This is a genomic window from Actinoplanes sp. TFC3 (assembly GCF_001553785.1).
Lineage (GTDB): Bacteria > Actinomycetota > Actinomycetes > Mycobacteriales > Micromonosporaceae > Actinoplanes.
Window position 1 is genome coordinate 482,627 of record NZ_LOJP01000002.1, and the last position, 13,527, is coordinate 496,153.

Below are 13,527 nucleotides of genomic sequence, written 5' to 3' on the forward strand. Positions count from 1 at the left end.
CTCCCCACCCGCGGCAAATCCGGCTCAATCACCACCTCGTGCAACCGCCCCGACGTGATCCGTCCAGCCGCCCGCCGCCAAGGGCTCAGCCCCAGCCAGTACCCCCGAGGCGTCCGCGAGACCTCCCCTCGGAAGCTGTACCCATTCACCGTGACCAGCACCGCTGCCCGACCGCCGCCCAGGTAAGAGCCCACCTCGTCCGGGATGTCGAATCCGGCGTTGTGGCGTAGTTCGGCTCGGAAGCGGGTGCCGGATTGGAAGGGGTTCATGGTCGGATCATGGTGGGCGGGGGTGGTGGGGCGCGACTGCGTGCGGGTGCCGCAGTTTGGACATGACGCAATATGGACAGAAGGGCCTGGTGCGGCGAATTCTCATGATGGTGACGGCGGTGGTGTTCTCGGCCGGGCTGGCCTCGCTCACGCAGGGCGGAACCCGGGCCGCGATCCTGGCGGGCTGGATCGTGGCCGCCTGTCTGGTGGGTGGGGTGGTGATCGGCCTGGTGCTGCGCAAGGGGCCGATCGGACGCGGCGAGCGTAGCCCTCAGTTGGTGCTGGCCGGCAAGCTGATGTTCCCCCTGCTCGTGGCGTTGGTAGCGTTACTGCTCTGGCGTCCCGGGGTCGTGGAACCGCTGCGCACCGGTCCCTTCCTCGTCTGCACCTTCATCACCGCCGGGCTGATGATGGTGGTCGGCCGGATGGGCGAGGAGCCGGCCGTGCAACCGCGCCGCTGAAGCCGCATCCAGGTCCAGAAACCGCCGCAGCGCCAGCCAAGCAGCCCCAGCAGCCGGATCCCGCGAGGTGAGCGCCGACGGCAGCGCCGCGAGAACGCCCGACCGCACCGGAGTCGGGTTGGTGAGCAGGCTCCCGGCCAGCACCACCGGGCCGTCCAACGGGCCGAGTTCGTCAAGGGTGGCAACGAGCCGCTCGGCCCCCTCCAGCGTGATGCGTTTGGCCTGGGGATCGTCCAGCGTGCACACCAGCGGCGCCAATCCGGCGAAGGCGGCCGGGCTCTGGCGACCGGCCCACAGCACAAGTTCGTCGCTCGAATTCACGCCGGCGTACTCCGCCACCGCGGTCACAAGCGGGCCGCCATCGTCATAGAACCTTGCCACCGCCCGTACGGCCTGAAGTCCCAGCCACAGCCCGGAACCCTCATCGCCGAGCAGCCACCCGAGCCCGTCCGCGGTCCGGGCGATCTGCCAGCCGGTGATGCGCGCGGCCACGGCACCGGTGCCCGCGATCAGCACCGCGCCGTCTGCCGCGCACGTTCCCGAGGCGAAGGCGGTGACGGCGTCGCCGGCCATCTCGATCGGGCAGGTCAGGCCCAGGGCCGACCACTGCTCGTCGAAGGCCGCCGCGACTTCGGGGGAGGACAGCACCGCGAACCCGGCGACGCCGACGACGCCGCCGATCACCTGGGCCGGGTCGAGGGTGCCGAGGGCGGCGCGCACCGCCGTACCGATGGAAAGGGCTGCTGCTGTTGCGCCGGAAGCCGTGGGGTTGCCCGCGCCCGCGCGCCCGCGCCCGACGATGGTGCCGTCGGCAGTGGACAGCACCGCTCGCGAACTCGTCCCACCGGCGTCCACGCCCAGTACGAGCATCATGACGCAGATCGAAACATAGAAAGTAGTTGTTGACTAGACGTTGAAACGGTCGTAATTTTCATCGCCAAGTGGAATCGATGAAAAGGACGACCACCGTGACGGGTGAGAGTGGCGGGCTGCTCGGGCGGCTGCGCATCGAGGGGCCGACCATGCCGGAGGCTCTGGCGAAGATCGCCGAGACCATCCTTGGCGACCCGGAGACGGCTGCGCACGCGAGCATCGTCGACCTCGCCGAACGATCCGGTACGTCCACCGCAACGGTAACCCGGTTCTCCCGCGCGCTGGGCTTCAAGGGTTACGCCAACCTGCGCGTCGCCGTGGCCACCGAGACCGGGCGCGCCGAACAGGCCCGGTGGGAGACCGACATCAGCGGTGACATCACGCCCGACGACCAGGTGGAAAAAGTCCTCGACATCATCACCGCTGCGGACACCCGGGCGATCCAGGCCACCGCGTCCGGGCTGGACACCGATGCCATCGAGCGGGTGGCCGCCGCGATCGCCGCGGCCGGCCGGGTGGAGATCTTCGGGCTGGGCAGCAGTGGCACGGCCGGCAGCGAGATGGCGTTCCGCCTCGAACGGATCCGGGTGCCGGTGCGCTACCGGGCCGATACGCATACTGCGCTGACCAACGCGGCGCTGCTCGGGGCCGGGGACGTGGCGATCAGTTTGTCGCACTCCGGTCGTACCCGGGAAGCCATTGAAATGCTCGCCGAGGCCTCCGACCATGGCGCGCTGACCGTTGCCGTCACCTCGTTCGCCCGCTCTCCGCTGGCCGAGGTGGCCGACGTCGTGTTCACCACCTCGGTGCATGAGACCACGTTCCGGCTGGCGGCGTTGTCCGCGCTGCACTCCCAGCTGCTGATCCTCGACCTCATCTATGTAGCCGTCGCGCAGCGCACGTTCGAGCGCACCGCCGAAGCGTTCGAGCTGACCGTTCGCGCGGTCGACGCGCACCGCGTGCCGGACTCACCCGCCAACCGCAAGCGAGCACGGAGGGAAAAGCCGCTGTGAGCATCTCAAGCGCCGACTATGTCGAGGCGATCCGCGAGGCAATCGACCGCGTCGGCACCACCCAGGGCGACCTGGTGGGCCGCGCCGCCGATCTGCTGACTGCCACGTTGCGAGCCGGCGGGGTGATCCAGGCGTTCGGCTGCGGGCACTCCGAGGCGCTGGCGATGGAGATCGCCGGACGCGCCGGCGGCCTGGTGCCGACCAACAAGATCGCCCTGCGGGACATCGTGCTGTACGGCGGGCAGCCGGCCTCCGCGCTGACCGACCCGGAACTCGAGCGCACCCCGAGCGTGGCCCACCGCCTGTACGAACTGGCCCCGATCAAGCCCGACGACGTGTTCATCATCGCCAGCAACTCCGGCGTCAACGGCGCGGTCGTCGAGATGGCCCAGCTCGTCAAGCAGCGCGGGCACGCGCTGATCGCGATCACCTCGCTCACCCACTCCGCCCGTGTGGAGTCGCGGCACGAGAGCGGGCTCAAGCTCACCGACCTGGCCGATGTCGTCCTGGACAACGGTGCCCCATATGGCGACGCGACGCTCGACTACGGCACGGGTGCCGTGGGCGCGGTCTCGTCGATCACCGCGGCCTTGCTGGCCCAGCAGATCGTCACCGAAGTGGTGGCCCGGCTGCTGGACCTGGGCGAGACGCCGCCTGTCTACCTGTCCGACAACGTGCCGGGCGGGCGTGAACACAACAAACAGCTGGAAGCCCGGTACGCCGGTCGCATCCGGCGTTCCGCTTAGGGAGGGCCCATGTCCCCGACCAGAAGAAACCTCTTGCTCAGTGCCGCGGCACTGCCATTTCTGTCAGCCTGCGTGACCAACAGTGGTGACGACGACGATCGCGCCGCCGGCAACACCGGCACCAAGAGCGCCGACAACCCCCTGGGGGTCAAGGCCGATGCCCCGCTTGAGGTCGTGATCTTCAAGGGTGGGTACGGCGACGACTACGCCAAGAACGCCGAGGCGCTCTACACCAAGAAGTACGCCGGGGCCAAGATCGACCACCAGGGACTGCAGAAGGTCGGTGAGGCGCTGCAGCCGCGCTTCGTGGCCAACACGCCCCCCGACGTGGTCGACAACACCGGCGCCAGCCGCCTCGACATCGCCACCCTGGTCTCGGCCAAGCAGGTCACCGATCTGACCTCTCTGCTGGACGCCCCGAGCTTCGACAACCCGGCGGTGAAGCTGCGCGACACGCTGCTGCCCGGGGTGATCGAGGACGGGACGTTCGACAACGTGCCGCAGACGCTGAACTTCACCTACACCGCCTGGGGCATCTGGTACTCCAAGAAGCTGTTCGACGCCAAGGGCTGGGCGTACCCGAAGACCTGGGACGACATGCTCGCGCTGTGCGAGACCATCAAGGCGGCCGGCGTCGCGCCGTGGACGTACCAGGGCAAGTACCCGGAGTACATCAACGACCCGCTGCTCAGCATGGCCGCCAAGACCGGCGGGCTCGAGCTGGTCAAGGCCGTCGACAACCTGCAGCCCAACGCCTGGAAGGCCCCCGGACTGATCTCGGCCGCCGAGGCGTTCGCCGAACTGGCCGCCAAGGGCTACATCATGTCCGGCTCCGAGGCGCTGTCGCACACCGAGGCGCAGGCCGCGTGGTGCCAGGGCAAGGCCGCGTTCATCCCGTGCGGCTCGTGGCTGGAGAGCGAGCAGAAGGGTGTCGCCCCGGAAGGCTTCGACATGGTGATGGGCACGGTGCCCTCACGCACCACCTCGGACCAGCTCAAGGCGACCGCGATCCAGGCGGCCAGCAGCGAGTCGTTCCTGGTGCCCTCCAAGGCCAAGAACCCGGCCGGCGGCATGGAGTACCTGCGGATCCTGTTCTCCCAGCAGTCGGCCAAGGCGTTCGCGCAGACCGCCGGCACGCTGCCGGCCGTCGCGGGGGCCACCGACGGGCTGACGCTGTCCAGCGGGTTGGGCTCGGTGCGGGACGCGGTGAAGGCTGCGGGGACGGAGACCTTCACCTACCGATTCCGTACGTGGTACGCCCCGCTGGCCAAGGCCGTTGACGACGCCACCGGCGAACTCGTCAACAAGCGCAGCACCGCGGCGCAGTGGGCGGACCGGATCCAGAAGGCGGCCGACTCGCTCGCCAAGGATTCCTCGGTCAAGAAGTACACCCGCTGATGCGGCACGGTCGGTGGCGGTTCCTGGCCGGGGCGCTGATACCCGCGCTGGTGCTGCACGTCGTGTTCGTGCTGTCGCCGTACGCGCAGGCCTTCTACCTGTCGCTGACCGACTGGACGGGCGTTGCGGGCGAGGCGCACTTCGTCGGGGCGGACAACTATGCCCGCCTCGGCGGAGACTCGCTGTTCCTGGACGCCGTTCGCAACAACGCGCTGATGCTCTTGCTGGTGCCGCTGATAACCATTGCGCTCGGCCTTTTCCTGGCGAGCATGCTGCACATCGGTGGAAAGGGCGGCACCCGCGGGATCAAGGGCTCCGGGGCGTACCAGATCATCTATTTCTTTCCGCAGTTGCTGTCCCTGGTCGTGGTCGGGGTGCTGTGGAGCTTTGTTTACAACCCGAACACCGGTCTGCTCAACGGCGCGTTGCGGGGGATAGGGCTCGACGGGCTGGCGAAATCGTGGCTGGCTTCGCCCTCGCTCGCTCTGCCCGCGGTGATGGCGGTGCTGATCTGGTCGTCGGTGGGCTTCTACGTGGTGCTGTTCAGCGCGGCGATCGACGGCATTCCCAAGGAGCTGTTCGAGGCGGCCCTGCTCGACGGCGCCGGTGGTTGGGCGACCTTCACGAACGTGACCTTCCCCCTGGTACGAGAAAGCGTGCAAGTCGCGTTCGTCTACCTCGGAATTGCCGCGCTTGACGCCTTCGCCGTGGTGCAGGTGATGACGGTCGGCCCCGGTGGCCCGGACGGCGCCACCGAGGTCATCGGGCTCTCGCTGTACCGCAACGCCTTCCAGTACGGCAAGTTCGGCTACGCCTCAGCCATGGGCGTCGCGCTGTTCTTCGCCACCCTCACGCTCGCTGTGATGGCGTTGCGCAGCAGCCGGTCCTCGAAGGTGGAAATGGCATGACCCTCTCGCTTTCCCGCTCCCGGGTCATCCGGCCGCCCGCGCCCCAGCGGTCGTTGCGGACCTTCCCGGTGCACCTGGCCATGCTCGCCTGGGGTGTGGTGACCGCGCTGCCGTTGATCTGGGCGATCATCAGCTCGTTCAAGACCGACAACGAGATCCTCAATGATCCGTGGTCGCTGCCCTCCTCGCCGCAGGCCGGCAACTGGGCACGGGCCTGGAGTCAGGCGAGCATCGGCCGGTATTTCTTCAACAGCGTGATCGTTGTCGGGGGCGCGCTGCTGCTGACCATGCTGCTCGGTGGGCTGGCCGCCTATGCCCTGGCGCGCTATGAGTTCCGGGGCAACCGGCTCATCTACTACACGTTCGTCGCCGCGATGTTCTTCCCGGTGTTCCTGGCCCTGGTGCCGCTGTTCTTTGTCGTGCAGCAACTGGGGCTGCTGGGGACGTACCAGGGCTTGATCCTGGTTTATGCGGCCTATGCCATTCCCTTCACCGTTTTCTTCCTGCACTCGTTCTTCCGATCGTTGCCCGGCGAAGTGGCCGAGGCCGCGTTCATGGACGGTTGTTCGCACGCCGGAGTGTTCTTCCGCGTGATGCTCCCGATGGCCCGGCCCGGCATGGTCGCCGTGGGCATCTTCAATTTCCTCGGGCTCTGGAACCAGTACCTGCTCCCGCTGGTTCTCAATCCCGACCCGGACCGGTACGTCCTGGCGCAGGGTTTGGCCGCCCTGTCGGTCAGCCAGGGCTACCGCAGCGACTGGAGCGGTTTGTTCGCCGGCTTGACCATCGCCATGCTGCCGGTGCTCATCGCTTATGTCGCGTTTCAACGGCACATCCGCGCCGGGATGACCGCCGGCGCGGTCAAGTAGGTCCATTCCCCCCATTTGGAGGACCCGCATGCGCAAATCTTTGGCTCTGGCAGGGGCAGTCACCCTGCTGAGCACGCTGGCGGTCTTCGCCGGCGCCCAGAGCGCGTCGGCCGCAGACTGCGGTTACCTGTTCGACGACTTCAACTACAGTTCCTCCGCCGACGCCAACCTCACCGCTCACGGCTGGACCCCCCGCAGCTATCAGGGCGGGCCCGGCGTTGCGGGTGCCACCTGGTCCCCGAACAACATCACGTTCCCCACCGCCAACGGCCAGAAGGTCATGCAGCTGCAGTCGTCCACCGACGGCACAGCCTCCGGCACCCAGCACTCCGAGCTCTACAGCACCCAGAAGCGCTTCTGGGAGGGCACGTACGCCAGCCGGGTGCGCTTCACCGACACCCCGGTCACCGGCAACGACGGCGACCACATCAACGAGACCTTCTTCACCATCAGCCCGCTGGCCTACGATCGCGATCCGACGTACAGCGAGCTGGACATCTCCGAATACCTGCCCAACGGCGGCTGGGGTGAGACCGGGCCGATCAACTACCAGACGACCTGGTACACCTACCAGAACGAGCCCTGGTTCGCCGACAACGTGCACTCCGAGCAGCGCAAGTCGCTGGATGGCTGGCACGACCTGGTCGTCACGGTCGGCAACGGGCACGTCATCTACTACATCGACGGCGTGCAGGTCGGCGACCACTCGGGCAAGTTCTACCCCCGGCAGTCGATGACCATCAACTGGAACCTGTGGTTCATCGACCTGGCCACGCACACCGGCGGCACGTCGACGTACGTGCAGCAGGTCGACTGGCTGCTGTTCGCCAAGAACCAGGTGCTGACCCCGGCGCAGGTCGCCTCGTCGACGGCCGCCTACCGCTCGGCCGGCACCTCGTTCACCGACACGGTTGCCTCCGGCAGCGGCTGCGGCAACCCGACCAACCCGCCGCCCCCCGGGCCGCGCTACCCCGCCTGGACGCGCGCAGGCCACGCCGCCGTCCCCCGAGAACCCGCAAGGCCGCCCGATCTTCACCCCGGGCAAGGCCACGGTGGGTCGCGCCCCCCGCCCGGCCGACACGCCACACCGCACCGACACGCCGAAAACCCCGCTGGACGCCACCAAGATCGATGCCCCGGCAATAGACAACATTTCCGGTACGTCCAAAGCCCCGCACCAGCCGGAAAGGCCGGCCCTGGACGCCACCATGCGAGGCGCCGGCTCGGTCCTGGGATCGTTCACAGCCGCCGAAGTAGCAGCAGCCCGCCGGCGCTCCTCAACGCAGCAGCCGCCGGCTCAGCCTTCAGCTCCCGCAGCGGCGATCTCTCCCGGCGGGTCGGTCTCGGCTCCTAGGGCAGCGACCTCTCCCAGCGGGGCGGCTTCGGCTGTTGGCGCGGCGAGTTCTGCGCCGCCGGCTGCGAAGACCGCGCCTCCGAAGCAGACGTCGGCCGCGGGTGAGACTGCGGTGCAGGCCCGGACTGCACCGGCGACGGCTGGCACTGGGACGACGGGCACCGAGAAGGATGACGCCGCGCCGGCCGCTACCGACTCGAGTGGGACCGCACCTACCAAGCCGGCAGTGGGTGCCCGAGCGGGCGCCTCCACCAGCAAAGCCGCGCGCAAGAAGGCAGCCAAGGGCCGCCAGCCCGGCGCTACGACCACCATGAACCTGGCCGCCGACGGTGCCGACGACAAGCCGGGCAGCGTCGCCGCAACCTCAGCCGCCACCGTGTCCGAAGCGGCGGCGGGCGGGCCCATCACGTCCGAATTGTCGGTTGAGCCGGACTCGGAGGCAGCAGGCCCGAAGTCGCACGCAGACAAAGCCGACGCTGCAACGAACGCGAGCACCGGCGCGCAGGCCCCTGGCGAGATCAAGCCCGAGACCGACAGCATTGCCGCGGTAGAAACCGGCGAAGCCCCGGCGGCTGCCTCCGAAGACGCCAAGCCGGCGGAGACGCCGGAAACATCCGCCGTCAGCGGCACCGATTCGCTCGAGTCGCCGAGCTCAACCGACCTTCCGGACATATACGACAAGTCAGGCGTAGCGTCGACGACCACGGGTGCACCGTCCGCTTCAAGCGGCGCGAAGAAGTCGGCTACCGCCACCGGCTCGGCCAGCTCCGCAAGCCTCTCTGCCGACGGCGGTGCAGCTCAGTCCGGGGCCGCTGCGCCGAGTTCCACCAGCGAGCCGAGTTCCACCAGCGAAACGGGCGCTTCGCCTGCTGGCCCCGGTACGACGGACGCCGCCACCTCCGGTTCGACCAACGCGGCCATGTCAACCCCGGCCGCCACCTCGGCGAACGCGGACGCGTCGACCGACTCGGCAGACGCGGACGTCTCGTCCAATGCTGCCGCCGCCAGCGGCGCAGACGCCCCGTCCTCCGCTAACTCGACCGAAACGGCAACCTCCCCGCCGGCCGCTGGCGAGATGGAAGCGGCAACTGCATCCGCGCCCGCCAGCACGACGAAAACGACTGCCGGGCCCACCGCCCCCAGCACGAAGGAATCGGCGGCCTCACCCTCGGCCGTCAACAGGACGGAAGCGGCAGCCTCGCCCACAGCGACTGGCGTCACCGCAACGACAGCCTCGTCCACAGCTCCTGGCACGGCTGACTCCACCGCCTCGGCCACGCCTGCCGGCGCGACGGACTCCCCTGCCCCGGCTACCGGCGCGGCTGACTCGACAGTCCCAGCCCCGGCTAGCGGCTCGACGGACTCGACAGTCCCAGCCCCGGCTAGCGGCTCGACGGACTCCACCGCCCCGGCCTCCGACCCGGCGCAGACGGCAACCGGGTCTACGGCCGCCACCGCAACAGGAACGGCGGCCCCGCCCCCGGCCGCTAGCGCGACGGACGCGGCTTCGTCGACCACAGCCGCCGCAGCCAGCGGGACCACTCCGCCCCCAGATGCCGAGGCGACGCCGTCGACCACCAGCGCGGAGGTACTCGAGGCCAAGTCGGACACCTCGCCGGCAGCCGCTGGCGCCAAACCCAGCGCACCCACCGAAGCCAGCGCGGCCAAGGCAGCCACCTCCCCAGCAGCCGTGAACGCGCCAGAAGCAGGAGCTCGCACCGCCGTCGGCGAGTCGGACACGGCTACCGCGCCCACCGCGGCCACTCCGTCTACGAACGCCACTTCCGTACCGGACCGCGCAACCACGCCCAGCGCACCAGGCTCGGCCAAGGAACCAAAGACCGCCGGCGCCAACGTCCAAAAGGCAGCAGCCGGCGCCGACGCGGACAAGAACAAGCCGGGTACGACCGGCGCCCCAAGCAAGCCGGGCAGCGCCGGCGCCACGAGTAAGCCGGGCACCCCGGACGCCACCAGCAAGCTGAGCACCCCCGACGCCACCAAGGTGATCGCCGCGGATGAGGGCAAAGCGGCTACCAGCAAGGTGGACACTTCGGACGCCACCAAGGTGTTCGGTCCGGCTGGTGGAGGGGCCACGGGTCGGAACCTGGGTGATGCGCCGACCAAGGTTGGTGGGGTTACCCGGGTACTTCCTTCGGCCTCGGGGGAGGCTGGGAGCCGGCCGCCGCGGCGGACTATTCCGGGGGCTGGGGCTGCTGGGCCGGTTTCGGGGGCTCCGGTTTCCGGGGGGCCCGCGGTTGGGCCTTCGAACCGGCCGGCTTGGCAGCCGATGAACTTGCGGCCGCCTTCGGGTGGGCGGCGGGGGCTCACCGTTTTCGGGGTGACGCTTACTCAGCGGCAGACTGTTATTGGGATCGGCATTCTTGTTCTTTTGCTGCTCCTTCTTGTCTTCCTCATTCCTCAAGCCTTCGCCGGCGACGACAACAGCGCGGACCAGGCGCCAGGAGCACCGGTTACCAGCGCGGCCGCCGGTACGCAGCCTGCTGATGCGCAGACAGGTACGAGCCCCGCCGCGTCGCAGCCCGGCGCGGCACCGACGAGCCCGGCAGCAGCCGCACCGGTGCCGAGTGCGGTGAGCAGCGCGCCTCCGAGCAGCCCTCCGCCTAGTAGCGCCCCGGTAAAGAATGGGTTCAAGGTGCCAGCGGGCTGGTCCTCGTACGGGGATGAAGACACCGGATTCTCCTTTCCTTTGCCTCCCGGTATGAAGGTGCAGTCCTCGAACCCGAACGAGATGCACTTCCAGGGCAACAATCGGCTGCTGATCATCGCGCAGACCGACAAGCCGCATCCCGACCCGATGGCGGACTGGAAGCAGCAGGAAGCCAGCCGTTCCGGCGGGACTTACACGAACTATTCGCGGATCAAACTGGCATCCGTGGACTACTTCCAGAAGGCCGTGGACTGGGAGTTCCTGTACACCACGCGCAGCGGCAACGATCAGCACGCCGTGAAGCGGAACTTCCTGACCAGCCCCAAGAAGGCGTACAGCATCAACTGGTACACCTCGCCGGGAGACTGGGACGCTGCTCAGAAGGACTTGAAGGTCATCTACGACGGGTTCAAGCCTCTTTAGCCCGTTCGCCGTGCATGACGTGAGGAGGGTTCGGGTATCTCACCGTCGACCACGGATGGAGGCACCCGATGAATCGCCGGCACGGCAGCAAGCCAGCCCTTGCCCTGTGGATGCTCGTCGCGATCGCCGATGTGGCGCTGGTCGCGGCCGCTGCTGGGCCCACGCTGACGCTACTCACGGTCGCGGGCGCTGCACTGCTGGCCACCGTCGCGGCGGCCACGCTGATCCTCCAGCGCCGCAGCGCCCAGGAAACCCAGCCCCTGCGCCGCCGAGCCTGAACCACCGCACCGGAAGGCCGCCGCACCGGGAAAGCGCGCACGAAAGCCGAACCGCAGCGCCGAGCAAACCCCTACCGAATGCGAACTCGCTGAGGGCGAAGCTGGAAAGGATCCGGCCGGCTCGGCAACGGGCGGCCGCTTTGCTCATTCCGTACAGCCGGGTGGCGAGTTCCGTACAGCCGGGTGGCGAGAATCCGCAGCGTAGTGGTCTTGCCGGCACCGTTCGGGCCGAGAAAGTCGGAGATCTCGCCCTCGTCCATGGTCAGCCTGACGCCGCCTTGCCGGGTGGTGAAGGATTTTCGCAGGTCACGGGTCTCGATCATGCGCTCCCCCGAACGGGCCCGCTAATGTCGACTTGTGCAGAAGGTTTTGATCGCCAACCGGGGCGAGATCGCCGTGCGTGTCATCCGGGCCTGCAAGGACGCGGGCCTGGCCAGTGTCGCAGTCTATGCCGACAGCGACCGCGACGCGTTACCCGCGCGCTTAGCCGACGAAGCCCATGCCCTTGACGGCGACACCGCAGCCGACACCTATTTGCGCATCGACAAGCTCATCGACGTGGCCACCCGAAGCGGCGCCGACGCCGTGCATCCCGGGTACGGGTTCCTCAGCGAGAACGCCGACTTCGCCCAGGCCGTGATCGACGCGGGCCTGACCTGGATCGGGCCGGCGCCGCAGGCCATCCGCGATCTCGGGGACAAGGTGACCGCCCGGCACATCGCCCAGCGAGCGGGCGCACCGCTGGTGCCGGGCACCTCCGAACCGGTTGCCGAAGCCAGCGAGATCATCGCGTTCGCCAAGGAGCACGGGCTCCCGGTGGCGATCAAGGCTGCCTTCGGCGGGGGCGGGCGAGGACTGAAAGTTGCACGTACGGTCGAAGAAATTCCGGCGCTCTTCGAATCTGCCACCCGGGAAGCGGTGGCGGCTTTCGGACGCGGGGAGTGCTTCGTCGAGCGCTACCTCGATCGGCCCCGGCACGTGGAGGCGCAGGTCCTGGCCGACACGCACGGCACCGTCATCGTGGTGGGGACCCGCGACTGCTCACTGCAGCGCCGGCACCAGAAGCTGGTCGAGGAGGCGCCGGCCCCGTTCCTCAGCTCTGAGCAGCGCCAACGCATCCACACCAGCGCCAAGGCCATCTGCCGCGAGGCCGGTTATCACGGCGCCGGGACGGTGGAGTACCTGGTCGGGCAGGACGGCACGATCTCGTTCCTGGAGGTCAACACGCGGCTGCAGGTCGAGCACCCGGTCAGCGAGGAGACCACCGGATTGGACCTGGTCCGCGAGCAGTTCCGCATCGCTGCGGGCGAACCACTGGCGATCTCCGAGGATCCCGTGCCGCGCGGCCACGCTATCGAATTCCGGATCAACGGCGAGGACGCGGGCCGCAACTTTCTGCCCGCTCCCGGAATTATCACCCTCTTGACCTGGCCATCCGGCCCGGGCGTGCGAGTCGACTCGGGGGTCGAGGCCGGCGACGTCATCGGCGGCAACTTCGACTCCATGCTCGCCAAGATCATCGTTATCGGCGCCACCCGGACCGAGGCGCTGGAGCGGGCCCGCAGGGTGCTCGACGAGACGACCATCGAGGGCCTCGCCACCGTCCTGCCGTTCCACCGAGCCGTCGTGCGCGACCCGGCGTTCGTCGGCTTCAGCGTGCACACCCGCTGGATCGAAACCGAGTGGAACAACACCGTCGAGCCGTTCGCGCAGGTCGCGGCCGCCGCCCCGAAGGCCGCCGAACGCGAGACCATCGTGGTCGAGGTCGGCGGAAAGCGCCTCGAGGTCAAACTCCCGGCGAACCTCTCATCCGGTACGCCCCAAGCACCCCAACCCCGCCGGCGCACAACAGACAAGTCCTCGGCAGCCGCGCCCGCCGGAGCCGCCGCGCTCACCGCCCCCATGCAGGGCACCATCGTCAAGGTCGCCGCAGCCGACGGCGACACCGTGGCGAAGGGCGACGTCATCGTGGTCGTAGAAGCCATGAAGATGGAGCAGCCTCTGCACGCCCACCGCGCCGGGGTCGTCAACGGCCTGGCGGTCGAGGTAGGCGCCACCATCACCGCAGGCACCACCATCTGCACCATCGACGAACAAGGTGGATAGACGACCAAGCCCGTAAGGGCGGGCCGCCGGTACGGGACCTACCGACGGCCCGGGCGCACGCATCCGGCGGCTCCGGCTTGCCTGGGGAGCACGGACGGGCGCCGCTGGCCCGCAACACCGAGAACGGGGGACCCAGTGTTCCGGGACTGCTACCACGGTAC

General features: G+C 68.7%; 13 protein-coding genes. 9 read left to right on the forward strand and 4 right to left on the reverse strand.

Going from position 1 to position 13,527, the window contains the following annotated elements; genetic code table 11:
* Both TFC3_RS29280 and TFC3_RS29285 read right to left on the reverse strand, forming a co-directional pair.
* Positions 1-269 (reverse strand): DUF1905 domain-containing protein (locus TFC3_RS29280; RefSeq protein ID WP_153040598.1); only part of this gene is annotated, 269 nt, incomplete at its 3' end.
* Positions 270-595: 326 nt separating this feature from the next.
* Positions 596-1,603 (reverse strand): N-acetylglucosamine kinase, encoded by a 1,008-nt coding sequence (locus TFC3_RS29285; RefSeq protein ID WP_067508540.1) that lies wholly within the window; start codon positions 1,601-1,603, stop codon positions 596-598.
* A 95-nt stretch (positions 1,604-1,698) separates the two neighbouring features.
* On the opposite strand from TFC3_RS29285, the gene TFC3_RS29290 reads away from it, so the two are divergent.
* The 6 genes from TFC3_RS29290 to TFC3_RS29315 are packed head-to-tail and all read left to right on the forward strand — an operon-like array spanning position 1,699 to position 7,891.
* Positions 1,699-2,616 (forward strand): MurR/RpiR family transcriptional regulator, encoded by a 918-nt coding sequence (locus TFC3_RS29290; RefSeq protein ID WP_067508543.1) that lies wholly within the window; start codon positions 1,699-1,701, stop codon positions 2,614-2,616.
* A complete protein-coding gene (locus tag TFC3_RS29295) occupies positions 2,613-3,362 on the forward strand; it encodes a sugar isomerase domain-containing protein (protein WP_067508545.1) in 750 nt (249 codons plus the stop codon). Before TFC3_RS29290 ends, TFC3_RS29295 begins: the two co-directional genes overlap by 4 nt.
* A gap of 9 nt (positions 3,363-3,371) precedes the next feature.
* On the forward strand, positions 3,372-4,760 hold the full coding sequence (gene ngcE, locus TFC3_RS29300; protein WP_067508546.1) for an N-acetylglucosamine/diacetylchitobiose ABC transporter substrate-binding protein: 1,389 nt from the start codon (positions 3,372-3,374) through the stop codon (positions 4,758-4,760).
* Positions 4,760-5,668, forward strand: coding sequence for a carbohydrate ABC transporter permease (locus tag TFC3_RS29305; protein ID WP_067508548.1), 909 nt, complete (start codon positions 4,760-4,762; stop codon positions 5,666-5,668). Before ngcE ends, TFC3_RS29305 begins: the two co-directional genes overlap by 1 nt.
* Complete coding sequence (locus TFC3_RS29310) at positions 5,665-6,537, forward strand: carbohydrate ABC transporter permease (protein ID WP_082772600.1); 873 nt, start codon at positions 5,665-5,667, stop codon at positions 6,535-6,537. The genes TFC3_RS29305 and TFC3_RS29310 overlap by 4 nt, the downstream gene beginning before the upstream one ends.
* Positions 6,538-6,565: 28 nt before the next feature.
* Entirely contained in the window at positions 6,566-7,891 is a 1,326-nt protein-coding gene (locus TFC3_RS29315; protein WP_236718509.1) for a glycoside hydrolase family 16 protein, read from the forward strand.
* A gap of 798 nt (positions 7,892-8,689) precedes the next feature.
* On the opposite strand, the gene TFC3_RS29320 is transcribed toward TFC3_RS29315, so the two are convergent.
* Positions 8,690-9,940, reverse strand: a complete 1,251-nt coding sequence (locus tag TFC3_RS29320; RefSeq protein WP_153040533.1) for a hypothetical protein — start codon at positions 9,938-9,940, stop codon at positions 8,690-8,692.
* A 289-nt stretch (positions 9,941-10,229) separates the two neighbouring features.
* On the opposite strand from TFC3_RS29320, the gene TFC3_RS37470 reads away from it, so the two are divergent.
* Both TFC3_RS37470 and TFC3_RS38615 read left to right on the forward strand, forming a co-directional pair.
* Entirely contained in the window at positions 10,230-10,982 is a 753-nt protein-coding gene (locus tag TFC3_RS37470; protein ID WP_153040534.1) for a hypothetical protein, read from the forward strand.
* Positions 10,983-11,050: 68 nt separating this feature from the next.
* Positions 11,051-11,260 carry a hypothetical protein gene (locus TFC3_RS38615; RefSeq protein WP_067508552.1) on the forward strand — a complete coding sequence of 70 codons (210 nt, stop codon included), beginning with the start codon at positions 11,051-11,053 and terminating at the stop codon, positions 11,258-11,260.
* A gap of 71 nt (positions 11,261-11,331) precedes the next feature.
* On the opposite strand, the gene TFC3_RS40235 is transcribed toward TFC3_RS38615, so the two are convergent.
* Positions 11,332-11,583, reverse strand: coding sequence for an ATP-binding cassette domain-containing protein (locus TFC3_RS40235; RefSeq protein WP_067508554.1), 252 nt, complete (start codon positions 11,581-11,583; stop codon positions 11,332-11,334).
* 34 nt (positions 11,584-11,617) lie between these two features.
* Between TFC3_RS40235 and TFC3_RS29340 the strand changes: the two genes are divergently transcribed.
* On the forward strand, positions 11,618-13,366 hold the full coding sequence (locus TFC3_RS29340; protein WP_067508556.1) for a biotin carboxylase N-terminal domain-containing protein: 1,749 nt from the start codon (positions 11,618-11,620) through the stop codon (positions 13,364-13,366).
* The last annotated feature ends 161 nt before the right edge of the window (positions 13,367-13,527 follow it).